Here is a 15,161-nt window from a genome sequence, read left to right as displayed (position 1 = left end):
TTAACTTAATTGGAGCATCCTCTCAATAGGTTTTACTGCTTCTTTTGCTATCTTGGGATCTACCTCAACGGAGGGCCATTCGTACTTCAAAGCGTTGTAAATCTTCAAGAGACTGTTCATCTTCATATACTGACACTCGTTACAACTGCATTCTAAGCCGCTCTCGCTGATTTCTGGAGGCACGGGGATAAATTCCTTGTCTGGACAAGTTCGTTGCATCTCGTGCAGAATACCGGCTTCTGTGGCGACGATAAACTGCTTCTTATCACTCTGCTGCGCATAGTTCAGCATCGTAGCCGTACTTCCTTTCACATCAGCTAAAGCAAGAACAGGTCCTTTACACTCCAGATGAGCCATGACGATAGCATCAGGATATTGTTTTTTCAACTCAAGGATCTTTGTGGTTGAGAAACGCTCATGGACATGGCAGCCACCATTCCATAACAGCATTTTCCTACCGGTCACCTCATTGATGTAGTTACCAAGGTTATAGTCAGGACCAAAAATAAGCTTGGCATCTTGAGGTAACTGATCTACAACCTTCTTGGCATTACCACTGGTAACAACCACATCTGTCAATGCTTTGACTGCAGCAGTGGTATTGACATAGCTGATGACCTGATAATCCGGATGCTCCTCTTTATACTTACGCAGATCCTCCGCATTGCAGGAGTCAGCCAATGAACAACCGGCATTTAGGTCAGGACATAGCACGGTTTTATCTGGAGACAATAGTTTACAGGTCTCTGCCATGAAATGCACACCACACATCACCATCATCTTGGCATCAGTCTCTGCAGCCTTACGTGCCAAGGCAAGAGAGTCGCCAACAAAGTCGGCAATATCCTGTATGTCACCAATGGTATAATAATGTGCGAGGATAATCGCATCCTTCTCTTTACAAAGACGACGAATCTCTGTCTTCAGATCTATACCCTCAGCCACTGGCTCATCAATAAATCCCTGTTTGATCCACTCCTTTTTCAACATCATATTATCTTTATTTTCTTTTTATTTTTTCTTTTAAATAGAAATGAGTAGTATGATATGCCGTTGATAAGTGCAAAACTTTTTCTTTATTTTCTTGCCAGACAGTTTATTCACTTATAATATTCAGTCATTCACAACTATTGTTGATACTTTCTTATTGATTATGAGGTCACTAAGTAGTTTATCCACAATTCTCAATTCTGGTGCAAATATAATAAGTTTATATCTTTTTTCAGCGAAAAAGGGTGGAAAAGTTACTTAGAAAGTGATGATTTATTCTTTTTATCCATAGACAAAGTAGTGGATAAGGATGTTATGTGAATTACTTCACAAGTTATAAACACCTTTATCCACTACTTTATCCACACTTTATTTACCGTCGTAGTATTAGTGTCTCAGCAAATTTGTAGATAATTATTCCTGCTGTGACACTGACATTCATAGAATGTTTGGTACCTAATTGTGGAATCTCCAGACATCCGTCTGAGATATCCACTACTTCTTGGTGTACACCTTTTACCTCATTACCAAGAATAACAGCATATCGTTGTCCTTTTTGTGGTACGAAGGTTTGTAATTTAGTAGAATGCTCTACTTGTTCTATGGATAGTATTTGGTATCCTTCTTTTTTTAATTCCGCAACTGCTTCCAGGGTAGTTTTGAAATATTTCCATGAGACAGAATCCTCAGCTCCTAATGCCGTCTTGTGTATCTCTGTTGAAGGTGGGGTCTGACAGATTCCACAAAGGTATAATGCTTCCACCCTAAATGTATCACAGGTACGGAAAACACTACCTATATTATACATAGATCGTACATCATCAAGTACGACAATAAGAGGAAGTTTGTCAGCCTCCCTGAACTCCTCTATTGTGAGACGTTGCATCTCTATCGTTCTAACCTTTCTCAACTCTATAACTATTATATTTTATTCTTAATGTGCCTCCAGCCAGTTTTCACCGAAGCCGGAGTCTGCTACTAAAGGAACTTTCATATCGAAGGCATTCTGCATTTCCTCAAGGACGATTTTTTCAACCTTTTCCTTCTCTTCTAAATAAACGGAGAAGTTGAGTTCATCATGCACCTGAAGAATCATTTTACTCTTGATATGTTCTTTTTTAAATCGTTGGAAGATATGTATCATTGCTATTTTGATAATATCAGCTGCCGTACCTTGGATGGGTGCATTGATGGCATTACGTTCTGCAAAACCACGAACGGTAGCATTAGCGCTGTTGATATCTGGAAGATAACGTCGACGACCAAATAGGGTAGTGACATATCCCTGTTGACGAGCTATTTCTTTTGCTTTCTCCATATAATCATGTACCTGTGGGAAAGTATCGAAATAACCATCAATCAGCATCTTAGCTTCATCACGAGGAATATCCAGACGCTCAGCAAGTCCAAAGACAGTGATACCATAGATAATACCGAAGTTGGCTCGTTTTGATTTGGTTCGCTCATCACGGGTTACTTCTGAGATATCTTTCTTATAGATATTCGCAGCAGTTGCCGCATGTAAGTCCTTACCCTCACGGAATACGTTGATCATATTCTCATCACCTGATAAGTGTGCCATCACACGAAGTTCTATCTGACTATAGTCTGCAGAGAAGAACAGACATCCGGGCTCGGGGATAAATGCCTTACGGATTTCTTTTCCATCCTCACCGCGGATAGGTATATTCTGCAGATTGGGATCAGAGGAAGACAGTCGTCCTGTTGCTGTAATGGTCTGATTAAAAGAGGTGTGGATATGTCCCGTACGTGGGTTAATCAATTTGGGAAGTGCGTCGATATAGGTTCCTATGAGTTTCTTCAGTCCGCGATGCTCCAGGATATCAGCAACTATCTCATGTTTGTTTCTTAGTTGTTGCAATACTTCTTCAGAAGTCACATACTGACCAGTCTTTGTCTTCTTTGCTTTCTCCACAATCTTAAGTTTGTCAAAGAGAATTTCACCTACTTGTTTAGGTGATGCGATATTGAATGATTGACCAGCGAGTTCATAGATGCGCTGTTCTATCTCATTCATACGGGTGGTAAGTTGTTTAGATGTCTCAGCAAGTGATGCTGTGTCCAGACAAACACCATTCATCTCCATCTCTGCTAAGACGGGCATCAAAGGCATTTCTATCTGATAGAATAGATTCTCACAATCATATTTTCTCAGTTCTGGTTCCAGCTTGTTTTTTAACTGTAGGGTGATATCCGCATCCTCTGCGGCATATTCATATATTTGCTGAGGATCTAAGTCGCGCATCGAGCGTTGGTTTTTACCCTTTGGTCCTATCAACTCATCAATATGGATTGTCTTATAGTGCAAATAAATCTCTGCCATATAGTCCATGTTATGACGAAGCTCTGGTTGGATGAGGTAATGGGCGATCATCGTATCCCACATCTTACCTTTCAACTCAATGTCATAGTTGTGAAGTACCTCAAGGTCATATTTTAGATTCTGACCTACCTTCAATATTTCTTCATTCTCATAAACAGGTCGGAAAATTTCCACGATTTTCTGTGCTTCCTCCCGTTGGGGTGGGATAGGGACATAATAGGCATGATGTTCTTCCACTGCGAAGCTCAATCCTACCAATTCTGCATCAATAGGATTGGTTGAAGTGGTCTCTGTATCTAGACTGAGAATTTCTTTTGTTAAGAAAAAGTCACATAATTTTCTTAAATCTTCCTCATTATCAATTAGTTGGTAATCGTGAGGAGTCGTTTTTAACGTCTCTAAATTCGAAAATTCTGGTTCTTTCGACCCCTCGTGTGCAAATTCTGCAAACAAATCGAGTTGTCCGTTTACAGGAATTGATATTTTTTCAGTTTTTTTAAGAATCTTATTAGCAAGACTCTTAAACTCCAATTCTTCTAGAAGTTTTCCAAGTTCCTCTTCGTTTGGCTCGGAGATTTTCAATTCGGCAAGATTAAGTTCAATGGGAACATCTGTTTTGATGGTTGCTAAGAATTTCGACATCTTAATATCATCTATGTGTTCCTCGACTTTTGTCTTGAGTGCTCCCTTGATCTCGTCCGTATGCTCGAGCATATTCTCTATGGTACCAAACTGGTCTATGAGTTTGACAGCAGTTTTCTCACCAACACCAGGACAACCAGGGAAATTGTCAGCAGAGTCTCCCATCAAAGCAAGGAGATCGATGACAGCGGTTGTCGATGGAATGCCGTATTTATTCTTTACTTCTTCTATTCCCATGGTCTCATAGCCGCCACCATGACGAGGACGGAAGATAAAGACATTTTCTGACACCAGTTGTCCATAGTCCTTATCAGGAGTCAGCATATAGGTTGTCACTCCTTCTGCTCCTGCCTTTGTGGCAAGGGTACCAATAATATCATCAGCCTCATAGCCGTCTACCTGTAGGATAGGGATGTTCCACGCTCTCAACAAGTCTTTGATGATAGGTACGGCTTTACGGATATCTTCCGGAGTTGCTTCTCGCTGTGCTTTATAGGCTGGAAAAGCCTCACTGCGGAACGTAGGTCCATGAGGGTCAAAGGCAACACCCAAATGTGTTGGCTGTTCTTTGGTCAGTACTTCTTGCAGGGTATTGACAAATCCTACAATGGCTGATGTATTTAAACCTTTCGAGTTGATACGTGGGTTTTTGATGAAGGCGTAATACGACCGGTAAATGAGTGCGTAAGCGTCTAAAAGGAAGAGTTTATCCATAACATTGTTTATTTTCTGCGTAAAATTACTAAAATATTTTTCAATATCCCGATATTTTCACTATTTTTGTAACAAATTTCAATGAAAATGGATTATTTGTCACTTATTAAGCAGCCCATAGAGAAGGATTTGAACGATTTTATCGAGTTGTTCAACTCAAGTTTGTTACATGATAATGGATTACTCTCGCAGGCTTTGTCACATATCCGTCAGCGTGGTGGAAAACGTATGCGTCCTATGTTGATTTTGCTTATGGCTAAGAACTATGGAGGGATATCCAATGTGACGCAATATGCTGCTGTGGGATTGGAATTGCTGCATACGGCATCGCTGGTTCATGATGACGTGGTAGACGAGAGTGAGGAGCGTCGTGGACAGGCTTCTGTCAATGCCACTTATAATAATAAGGTTGCTGTATTGGTGGGTGACTATATCCTCTCGACAGCTTTATTGAAAGTGTCAAATACTGGTAATCAGCAAATTGTGGAATATCTTGCTGAGTTAGGTCGTATCTTGGCAGCCGGTGAGATTTTGCAATTGTCGAATATCCAGAACCAGGAGTTTAGTGAGGAGGTTTATTACCAGGTTATCAACCAGAAGACGGCTGCTTTGTTTGAGGCTTGTTCCGCTATCGGTGCCATTTCCGCTGGAGCTTCTGATGAGGAAGTGGCAAAAGCCGCAAAATTCGGACAGACCTTGGGTATCATGTTCCAGATTCGTGATGATATCTTCGATTATTATGACTCTAAGGAGATTGGTAAACCCACTGGTAACGATATGACTGAAGGTAAATTGACACTACCTGTCATCTATGCCCTGAATAAAGCAAATTTTGAGTCGATGAATACTCTCGCCAAGAAAGTGAAGGCAGGTACTATCAATCAGGATGAAATTGCTGTTCTGGTGGAGTTTACCAAACAGCAGGGTGGCATAGAATATGCGGAGCAGCGTATGCAGGAATTCAGTCAAATTTGCATGGACTATATCCAAAACAGCGTCAAGGAAAAGGCAATCAAGGATGCCTTGACTGCCTATGTGGATTATGTGATAGAGCGTAGTCTTTAAGGAATATTGATCTTTGTTTATTCCAAGCCTTGGGACAATTTGAGACTCCCTGTCTTTTGAAGATAATCCTGACTTATCTTACTTAGAAGAATTTAGTCTCTTCTCCAACAATCTCACTGAGTAACAGGTTTGCCAGTCTGGAGGTACCCATGCGGAACCACTGATTGGTCAGCCATTTCTCTCCTAATACTTCTTTCACAATGGTGTAGTAGATAAGTGCGTCCATCACACTATTCAAGCCACCGGCAGGTTTGAAACCAATCTGTATACCCGTCTTGGTGAAGTATTCCTTGATAGCCTGACACATGACGTAAGCTGCCTCTGGGGTAGCCGCAGGCTCTAACTTACCTGTAGAGGTCTTGATATAGTCGGCACCACCATACATGGCGAGAATAGCTGCTTTCTTGATATTGCTTGCTGTCTTCAGACAACCTGTCTCTAAGATGACTTTCATCTTACGCTCTCCACAGACAGCCTTCATCTCTGCAATCTCATCTGCGACATCCTCATAATCACCACTGAGGAACTTCCCTACAGGTAATACCATGTCTATCTCCGTTGCTCCATCCTTGATGGCTAATGCTGTCTCGGCAATCTTGATTTCCGGAAAGGTCTGGGAAGATGGGAAACTGCCTGATACACAGGCGATTTCGACACCACCAACCTCCAAAGTCTCTGCTACTGTCTTGGCAAAACAAGGATAGACGCAGATGGTGGCGACATGAGGGAGGTCAGGGTAGGTGTCCTCATACTGATTGACTTTCTCTGTAAATGCCATCACACTCTCCTCAGAGTCTGTCGTCTTCAATGTTGTCAGCTCCACACTGCCCATCAGGAATTTCTTGACCTCTAGGGTATCATTCTCATGTACTTTCTCCGCAATGATTCTCCTCACTGTTTCTCTGACTTGCTCGTCAGAGAGATTACAGTCATATAAGTTCAAAGCCTGCTCATACATATTCTCCGGACGCTCATCATGATGATGATGGTCGTGTCCGCAAGAGCACTCATGGTCGTGCTCGTGATGATGATGTTCTGTCATATTTCTCTATTTTAGTTTGTCGTTACTCAAATGTCTCTCCTTGTCTCGCAATGTCTTCTTCTCAATACTTTTTTGTAACTCGTCAGTAAGGTCGACACCTGTTTGGTTGGCTAGACAAAGTAGTACCCATACCACGTCTGCCATTTCTTCCCCAAGGTTGTCTTTCTCTCCTGGCTTGAAGCTCTGATCACCATATTTTCGTGCGATGACACGTGCCAGTTCACCCACTTCCTCCGTCAGCACTGCCATATTCGTCAGTTCGGAGAAATAACGAACACCGTAGGTCTTAATCCACTGGTCTACCGTCTCTTGTGCCTCTCGTATCGTCATTGTCTCATCATCATTTGAAGAATTAATATAAAGATTGCAATGATGATAATCACAATTCCTTGCTTGTTCTCACGCTCATACTCCTTCCAATGGAATGCTCTGTAGATAAAGCAAATCAGCCAGAGTAATAATCCTATAGCACAGGGACCTACGGCATAGCCCGTACCTAAAAACAGATTCAGGATGACTCCGATAATGACTAACAAGCATCCTGCTACCTCTATTTCCCTTAAATATTTCTTCATATCACTCTTTGTTTTTAGTATCCATACATATCGTAACTGGTCCGTCATTCAAGAGTTCTACCTTCATGTCTGCACCAAATTCTCCTGTGCCTACAGGTTTTCTTAAAGTATCGCTTAACTGCTTGCAAAACGCTTCATAGAGTGGGATAGAGTGCTCATGACTGCCTGCACGGAACCACGAGGGACGGTTGCCCTTTTTATAACTGGCGTAGAGTGTAAATTGGCTGACGACCAAAGCCTCTCCATCGATATCCATAATGGAACGGTTCATGACATGATTCTCATCGTCGAAGACACGAAGCCCTACTACCTTCTTCACTAACCAGTCCACATCCTCCATTGTGTCTTCTTCACAGATGCCTAACAGTATCAAATATCCCTGTTGAATACTTGAATGTACGACATCATTAATCGTCACACTGGCATGCTTTACTCTTTGAATGACTATTCTCATAATGCAAAGGTACGTAAAATCTATGAATTAGTGTGTCATTTAACGCTATTTATGAAAGTAGTCAAAGATTATCTTTCCTTTAGCTGTACCAAGTGTTTCTGTTAGTGCTGACAGCTCTGCTTCCTTGATTCTTTTCACGCTTTTAAAGACTTTTAAAAGGGTTTCCTTGGCTTTTGGACCGATGCCCTTGATATCATCCAGCTCAGAGTGTAAGGCGTGCTTAGAACGCTTCTCTCGATGAAAAGTGATGGCGAAACGATGGACTTCATCCTGTAAGTGGGTAAGTACACGGAATAATTCAGATGTATCTTTGATTCCTATCACTCGTGGAGGAAAACCATAGAGTAGTTCATTGGTGCGATGGCGGTCGTCTTTGGCAAGTCCTGCAATGGGGATATTGAGTCCCAACTCATCCTCTACAGCTTGTCGTATCACTTCCATTTGTCCTTTTCCACCATCAGCGACGATGAGGTCGGGTAGGGGTTGCTCTTCTTCTAGCAGACGGTGATACCGTCTCCATACGACTTCTTTCATTGAAGCATAGTCATCTGGTCCCACTACCGTCTTGATATTGTATTTACGATAGTCCTGTTTTGAGGGTTTCATTTTCTTGAAGACGACACATGCCGCTACTGCATCGGAACCTGAGATATTTGAGTTGTCGAAACATTCTATCTGGTATGGCATCTTGGGGAGATGCAACAAATCTTGTAACTCTTTCATCAAACGCACGGATTTCTGTTCCGGATTGAGCTTCTCAGCTTGTTTCAGTCGGTCGAACTTATACTGTTTACCATTCATTAAAGAAAGGTCCAAAAGCGTTTTTTTATCTCCTCTTTGGGGTACTGTAATGGTGACTCCTTCTAAGTTGAGGTTGATCTCCTGCGGTAATATGATTTCTTTTGCATTACTTTGAAATCGCTCTCGCATCTCTACAATTCCTAATTGTAGCAGTTCCTCATCTGTCTCATCGAGTTTTTTCTTGTATTCAAAGGTAAAACTCTGGTTGATAGAACCGTTGGAGACGTGGATATAATTGATGAAGGCGATTTTCTCGTCATTGGTGATGGTGAGGACATCGACATTGTTGATGGTATGGCTGACGACCTCACTTTTAGATACGAATTGGTCAATGAGTAGATAACGTCTCTTTACCTCTTCTGCCTCCTCAAAACGGAGTTGCTCGGAAAGCTGTAGCATCTCGTCTTTCAAAGCTCGAAGCACCACACGGGTGTTTCCTTTTAATATCTCCTTTGCCTGCTCAATATTCTTCTGATAATCATCCAAAAGTTGTTTCCCAACGCATGGTCCACCACAGTTTTTAATGTGGTATTCGAGACAAACCTGATATTTCTTTTGTTCTATACCCTCCTTTGTAATTGGGAACTTACAGGTTCTTGGATGGTAGAGTTTCTTGATCAGGTCTAATACTGCATGCATACTTCCTACATGTGAGTAAGGCCCATAGTAGGTGCCCCATTTTTTGTTGATGGTACGGGTAGGAAAGATGCGTGGCAGATATTCTTTTGTGACACAGATGCTCGGATAGGTCTTGCCGTCCTTCAGGAGTACATTATAACGTGGGTTATACTTCTTGATGAGCGAGTTTTCTAATAATAATGCATCCTCCTCAGTATTCACTACTGTATAACTGATATCATGTATTTTTGATACCAGTACCTTCGTCTTGAAACGGTCTACTTCTGTATGAAAATAGGAAGAGACTCGTGCCTTCAGGTTCTTTGCCTTACCCACATAGATGATTGTTCCCTCAGCATCGTAATACTGATAGCTGCCAGGTTTCTCAGGCAGGGCACTCACAATGCTCTTGAGCCTCTTCAGCCTTTCCTCATTCTCTTCCTTTGTCATGCCAAATGTTTCACGTGGAACGTTAGACAACCATCAAGGTAGTAACATCTACTAAGCCTTTGAATTTGTCTCTGCCGTGCAATCCCTCGTCTGTAATCTCTATAATGAAATTCATATAGATGTTTTTGGGGTGGAAGTGTTTCACGAGTTTATAGGTGGCAAGTGCAGTACCTCCAGTCGCAAGCAAGTCATCGTGGATCAAAACGACATCGTTCTCATCGATAGAGTCGATGTGCATCTCTACGATGTCCACTCCATACTCCTTGGTGAATGACTCCTTGATGACTGTTGCAGGTAGTTTTCCTGGTTTTCTTGCCAGTACTACACCTGCTCCCATCTTTGCAGCTAATGCGGCAGCCATGACGAAACCTCGTGATTCCACCCCGACAATTTTAGTGATTCCCTTGTCCTTATAGAGTTCATACATCTCATCGACCATAATTTTCATACACTCTGCATTTTTGTAGAGGGTTGTCACGTCTCTGAAGTTGATACCTTTTTTGGAAAATCTTGAATACATCGCAGATTGTCCATCAGTGTCTTGTTGTTCATAATACTTTGGTTTTATGTTATTGTTACTTTTGTTTTATGATTTAATGTTTCACGTGGAACATAGTTTCTTACACGATGTCCATGATATGTTTTTATCTTCCCATTAACACTAGTATGACATTAATGTCACTGGGTGACACTCCTGGAATACGACTTGCTTGTGCGAGTGTTTCAGGATCAATAGCAGTTAATTTCTGTCGTGCCTCTGTACTGAGTTGTTGTATTTCGTTGTAGTTGAAGTGTCCTTTGATTTTGATGTCCTCCAACCGATGCATCTTGTCGGCAACGATTTTTTCGCGTTCTATATAGCCTTTGTATTTAATATGTACTTCGGCAGCCTCTGTGATTTCCTCTTTCCGTTGATTCGGACGATTTAGTGTTTCTTTTAATTCAGGGATGATCTCCTGTAATTTTTCGAAATTCAGTTCAGGACGAGCTATTAAGTCTTCCAGTTTACAACCGTAGACAAGTGGGGTAGAACCTAATGCCTCCAATGCGCCATTGATAGCCTTAGGTTTGATATGATATTCTTTGCAGAAATTCTCGATTTCTTCAATATGTTCCTTTTTCTGCACCCACCAATCATAACGATCTTTCTTTGCCACACCTATCTGATAGGCTTTTTTAGTCAGACGTGCGTCAGCGTCATCCTGTCGTAATAAAATGCGGTATTCAGCACGAGATGTAAACATACGGTAGGGCTCGTCGACACCTTTTGTCACTAGGTCGTCAATCAATACCCCAATGTATGCTTCGTCTCGGTGTAGGATAAAAGTATTCTCTGTTGTTGTGTCATTACAACCGGCAGAACCAGCCTTCAGTGCTGCATTGATACCAGCAATAATACCTTGTCCTCCAGCTTCCTCATAACCAGTGGTACCATTAACCTGTCCAGCCATGAATAATCCGGAAATGACTTTTGATTCTAATGAATGGTTGAGTTGAGTGGGGTCAAAGAAATCATATTCGATGGCATAACCAGGACGATAGACCTTCAAGTCTCTAAAAGCAGGGATATGTTTCAGTGCCGCTATCTGTATGTCCATAGGGAGGGATGATGAAAAACCATTCAGGTATAGCTCGTTGGTATCTGTTCCTTCCGGCTCGAGGAACAACGGGTGTTGCTCTCTTTCTGGGAAGGTGACAAGTTTGGTCTCTATAGAGGGACAGTAACGTGGTCCTATCGACTGTATCTGACCATTATAAAGCGGAGAGTCTTTCAGCCCTGAACGAAGTGTCTCATGGACAGCTGGATTAGTATTACATGTCCAACAGGTTAATTGGGGCAGTGGACGTGGCTCACTCATATAGGAGAACTGGTGGAAGTCATGCTCCCCCTCCTGTATCTCCAAATCCTCGAAGTGAACGGAGCGTTTGTCGATGCGCACAGGTGTTCCGGTCTTCATACGTTCAGAACGGATACCATGGCGTGTGATACTCTCTGTGAAATGAGGTACAGCAGGCTCGGCAATACGTCCTCCAGGGACCATCTTGCGTCCGATATGCATCAGTCCGTTGAGGAATGTGCCAGCAGTAATGATGACCGCCTTAGCACGTAGTTCTGCGCCCCAGATAGTCCTCACACCGACCACTTGTTTTGCTTGTTGTTGTGACACAGCAACAGACTCAACTAACAGTTCATCTGCTTGGTCTTGCCAGATATCGAGGTTGTCGGTATGGTCAAGGACGCTGCGCCACTGCCAGATGAATTTGCCACGGTCACACTGGGCACGGGGACTCCACATGGCAGGCCCTTTGCTGCGGTTCAGCATTCGGAATTGGATCGCTGTGGCATCTGTCACGAGTCCCATCTGTCCACCTAAGGCATCAATCTCTCGTACAATCTGTCCTTTGGCAATACCACCAATGGCTGGATTGCATGACATCTGTGCGATCTTATTCATGTCCATCGTCACCAAACATGTCTTTGCTCCCATGTTGGCTGAGGCACAAGCTGCCTCACAACCAGCATGTCCACCTCCGATAACCAATACGTCGTATTTCAATATCATGCTGCAAAGGTACGAATAAGCGAGAAAAGAACAAAATAATTGTATTTGTTTTTATGCCTTTTCCTTTTCCAAATCCTTTCTTGATTTTGATTTCGTCACCAGCCATACTCCAGAGAATACCAGGATAACGGCAAGTGCATGGGTGGGTTTCAAGATACCAATACCCATCAGTATCGTTGCTATCACAGAGACAACGGGTTGTACATAATTATATACAGATACTACGGTAGGGCGTAAGATGCGCTGTCCTATCATGGTAAGGATATAACCTAGAAAAGTACCAATCCCCACCACATAGCCTACTTCTATCCATGTTTTTACAGGAATAGGTTCTGCGAGAACTCCACTTACATGGGAAATGGTTAAAGGCAGCAGTATGAGTGTTGCCCAAGAGAACATGTATTTGTTAATAGTGAATACATTATAGCGACGGATCAGTGGATTGAAAAGGGCCAGATAGAGTGCGAAAGAAAATTGGGCGAAAAGACAAAGCAGGTCACCATAAATGTTACCTACCTTGTCACTTTCATGTGTGACAGAGGTCAGTATCAAAGTCAAAGCCCCAAAGCATCCCATCAAGACACCAATCGCTTTCTTTCCAGTAATAGGCTCTTTTAGTATCAATGCTGATAAGAGCATGGCGAAGATAGGCATAGAGGTTGTCACGATGGAGGCATTGATAGGTGAGGTAATACTAAGTCCTATTGTATAACAGCATTGATTGAATAACAACCCAAACAATCCTGCTCCAATGAACATGAGTTTGTCGCGAAGGGGAACATGTTCCTTAGGGGCAAAGAGAGAGGCAATCCAGAAGAGCAGACAAGCTCCACCAACACGAAAGGTAACCATGGTTATACCATCGAAACCATTGGTCATGGCATCTTTACCAATGGGTGCCATCAGTCCCCATCCTGCACATGCTCCAAACATGGAGAGGTGTGCTATAAGTGCTTTGTTTTCTTTCATACTCTCGTATTACTTTGTCCTTTAGGAATTTGCGTGCAAATTTACAAAAGTTTTTTGAAATATAATAGTTTCTATGGTAAAAGTCGTAACTTTGCAACTCAATAGGATAAAAGAAGAATGATATGAAGAAGTTAGAATTGTTTAGAGATATCCTACCACTGGCTATTCTTGCTGGTATCTGTATCTCGATAGGTTGTGTGGTAAACCTCAGAGTAGGAGGGGTAGCTGGTGCAGTATTATTTGCTTTCGGATTGACGACCGTTGTCTATTACGGTCTTAAACTTTATACCGGTACTGCTGGCTTTATCCGTCGACAAGGTGACTGGTCGATGCTGGTAATGGTATTGATAGGAAATATTATCGGCTGTCTGCTTACGGCATGGCTCATCGCTTATGCACAGCCCGACTGTATTGAGCCTGCATCGAAGATTTTGGCAGGACGATTGACAAAGGGACCGTTAGCTTGTTTCTTGCTGGCTATTGGATGTGGATTCATAATGACGACGGCGGTAGAGTTTGCCAGAAAAGGGAAGATGTTGCCTTTGGTGTTTGGTGTACCTGTCTTTATTCTTTGTGGATTCGCCCATAGTATTGCAGATGCTTTTTATTTCCTTGTCTCTCCTGCCGAACAGGTATTACAAACAGAGGTATTGATAGTCTATCTCTCAGAGGTTTTGGGAAATTTTGTGGGCTGTAATCTTTATCGCTGGACTCTTTTCTTCTCCCATACTGCTTAAAGGTAAAATACTGCTTCAGGTCCCATACAAAAAAGGAGGTCGAGGATGGAGAGGTTGGACAGGAATCCATAACGGTGTTGAAATACTTGCCAATAGGGTCGAGGTTGGAAGTCAGCATCTGTTAGCGGATGTTTTGCGTGGATGACTTCTCGGAAATCATAGATAGTTGATAGTTGGCAGTTGGTGGTTGACAGATATTCTTTAGTGTGTTCCACATGAGGCTGGATATCAATCAGCTCACAGATTTTTTGGCGGATAGCCTCGTTCAAGTCAATAAGAAACTCATACTTTTGTTCAAAGAAGGGACGGATGTCATCCGCATAATACTCAAAGAAGGGGCTCTCACTATAGGCACTTTGTAATGCATTCCAATGAACACGACGCCATTGGTTATGGTCACTGATGCGCAGGTCTTTTACGAATTGAGAGCTGAGAGCATTCCCGAACTCAGTATTCTTATCCGCAACTTTAAAGAGTTGAGAATGATGTTCAACAGGAACGGTGAGGGTTTGCAGTCCGTTTGCCGTAGCAATGACACATCGATTCCGATAGGTCTGTTTTTGATAAGAATCGTATTGCTCAATGAGACAATGGTTGTAACGAGCCAGTTTCTGATACCATTGAACAGGTCCGAAATAGGTAGTCTGAAGGAGTACTGTGCTCATTGGAAAATCCTTTCCTTACGAAACCCTTCAAGGTAATTCTTGTTGTCATCGTGATGATAGAGGATGTTTACCACCCTTCCAATGATGTTCCGTTCAGAGATGAATCCCAGATGCCGTGAGTCAGCGGGATTTTTAGGATGGATAGATTCAAGCCAATAGTAGTCTGCATCTGCACAATTTTTCAACCCAGGCACAACAACGATACCATCCTTCAGGCGGACAGTATCCCCAGGTACTGCTTTACATCGTGCCACAAATTCTCCCTCTATAGAGTCACCAGGTAGGTCAAACACGACGATATCACCTTTGTTGACGGGTTTACGTAGCAAACGGCTATAAGGCAACATACCATTGCCATTGATGCGTAAGCCATAACTCCAACGATTGACCAATAGTCGGTCGCCACAGATATAGAGGGGTTGTAGTCCTTTGCCCTCTACGGTATAGACAGAAAAAGCCAAAGCACGGAAAGCAAGCACCAGCACGAAGGCTGTTGCAAGTGTTATCACGAACCTTAGCCAGCCTGACATG

General features: G+C 42.5%; 14 protein-coding genes and 1 pseudogene. 2 read left to right on the top strand and 13 right to left on the bottom strand.

The annotated features are described in order from the left end of the window. The 3 genes from nadA to polA all read right to left on the bottom strand — a co-directional run bounded on the left by nadA (position 1) and on the right by polA (position 4,690). Positions 1-990, bottom strand: coding sequence for a quinolinate synthase NadA (nadA, locus tag BM257_RS07085; RefSeq protein WP_092070550.1), 990 nt, complete (start codon positions 988-990; stop codon positions 1-3). 373 nt (positions 991-1,363) lie between these two features. Continuing rightward, positions 1,364-1,900, bottom strand: a complete 537-nt coding sequence (locus tag BM257_RS07080; protein WP_092070278.1) for an RNA methyltransferase — start codon at positions 1,898-1,900, stop codon at positions 1,364-1,366. Positions 1,901-1,924: 24 nt separating this feature from the next. Continuing rightward, the gene (polA, locus tag BM257_RS07075) at positions 1,925-4,690 is read right to left on the bottom strand and encodes a DNA polymerase I (RefSeq protein WP_092070275.1); all 2,766 of its coding nucleotides are present in this window, start codon (positions 4,688-4,690) and stop codon (positions 1,925-1,927) included. 87 nt (positions 4,691-4,777) lie between these two features. On the opposite strand from polA, the gene BM257_RS07070 reads away from it, so the two are divergent. Next, positions 4,778-5,755, top strand: coding sequence for a polyprenyl synthetase family protein (locus BM257_RS07070; RefSeq protein ID WP_092070272.1), 978 nt, complete (start codon positions 4,778-4,780; stop codon positions 5,753-5,755). Positions 5,756-5,837: 82 nt separating this feature from the next. Here BM257_RS07070 and deoC read toward each other — a convergent pair whose 3' ends face one another. From deoC to BM257_RS07030, 8 genes and pseudogenes are all read right to left on the bottom strand, one after another. Further along, positions 5,838-6,797, bottom strand: a complete 960-nt coding sequence (gene deoC / locus BM257_RS07065) for a deoxyribose-phosphate aldolase (protein WP_092070269.1) — start codon at positions 6,795-6,797, stop codon at positions 5,838-5,840. Between the two features lie 6 nt (positions 6,798-6,803). Beyond that, a complete protein-coding gene (locus tag BM257_RS07060; RefSeq protein ID WP_092070266.1) occupies positions 6,804-7,127 on the bottom strand; it encodes a nucleotide pyrophosphohydrolase in 324 nt (107 codons plus the stop codon). Continuing rightward, positions 7,124-7,372, bottom strand: a complete 249-nt coding sequence (locus BM257_RS07055; RefSeq protein ID WP_092070263.1) for a hypothetical protein — start codon at positions 7,370-7,372, stop codon at positions 7,124-7,126. The genes BM257_RS07060 and BM257_RS07055 overlap by 4 nt, the downstream gene beginning before the upstream one ends. Position 7,373: 1 nt before the next feature. Next, entirely contained in the window at positions 7,374-7,826 is a 453-nt protein-coding gene (dtd, locus tag BM257_RS07050) for a D-aminoacyl-tRNA deacylase (RefSeq protein ID WP_092070260.1), read from the bottom strand. Between the two features lie 45 nt (positions 7,827-7,871). Further along, positions 7,872-9,695, bottom strand: coding sequence for an excinuclease ABC subunit UvrC (gene uvrC / locus BM257_RS07045; protein WP_092070257.1), 1,824 nt, complete (start codon positions 9,693-9,695; stop codon positions 7,872-7,874). A gap of 22 nt (positions 9,696-9,717) precedes the next feature. Beyond that, positions 9,718-10,247, bottom strand: a pseudogene (locus tag BM257_RS07040) (adenine phosphoribosyltransferase). Between the two features lie 92 nt (positions 10,248-10,339). After that, on the bottom strand, positions 10,340-12,259 hold the full coding sequence (gene mnmG, locus BM257_RS07035; RefSeq protein ID WP_092070254.1) for a tRNA uridine-5-carboxymethylaminomethyl(34) synthesis enzyme MnmG: 1,920 nt from the start codon (positions 12,257-12,259) through the stop codon (positions 10,340-10,342). A 51-nt stretch (positions 12,260-12,310) separates the two neighbouring features. Next, entirely contained in the window at positions 12,311-13,228 is a 918-nt protein-coding gene (locus tag BM257_RS07030) for a DMT family transporter (RefSeq protein WP_092070251.1), read from the bottom strand. Between the two features lie 122 nt (positions 13,229-13,350). Between BM257_RS07030 and BM257_RS07025 the strand changes: the two genes are divergently transcribed. Beyond that, complete coding sequence (locus BM257_RS07025; RefSeq protein ID WP_092070249.1) at positions 13,351-13,965, top strand: formate/nitrite transporter family protein; 615 nt, start codon at positions 13,351-13,353, stop codon at positions 13,963-13,965. On the opposite strand, the gene BM257_RS07020 is transcribed toward BM257_RS07025, so the two are convergent. Next, on the bottom strand, positions 13,962-14,630 hold the full coding sequence (locus BM257_RS07020; protein WP_092070246.1) for a WbqC family protein: 669 nt from the start codon (positions 14,628-14,630) through the stop codon (positions 13,962-13,964). The two genes, BM257_RS07025 and BM257_RS07020, sit on opposite strands and share 4 nt — an antisense overlap. Beyond that, positions 14,627-15,160, bottom strand: coding sequence for a signal peptidase I (gene lepB / locus BM257_RS07015; protein WP_092070243.1), 534 nt, complete (start codon positions 15,158-15,160; stop codon positions 14,627-14,629). Before lepB ends, BM257_RS07020 begins: the two co-directional genes overlap by 4 nt. Position 15,161 lies beyond the last annotated feature (1 nt).

The sequence above is a fragment of the Prevotella sp. tf2-5 genome, assembly GCF_900115435.1.
Taxonomy (GTDB): domain Bacteria; phylum Bacteroidota; class Bacteroidia; order Bacteroidales; family Bacteroidaceae; genus Prevotella.
The sequence above is the reverse complement of the archived record's forward strand: the minus strand, read 5'-3'. Positions and strand labels throughout refer to the sequence as shown.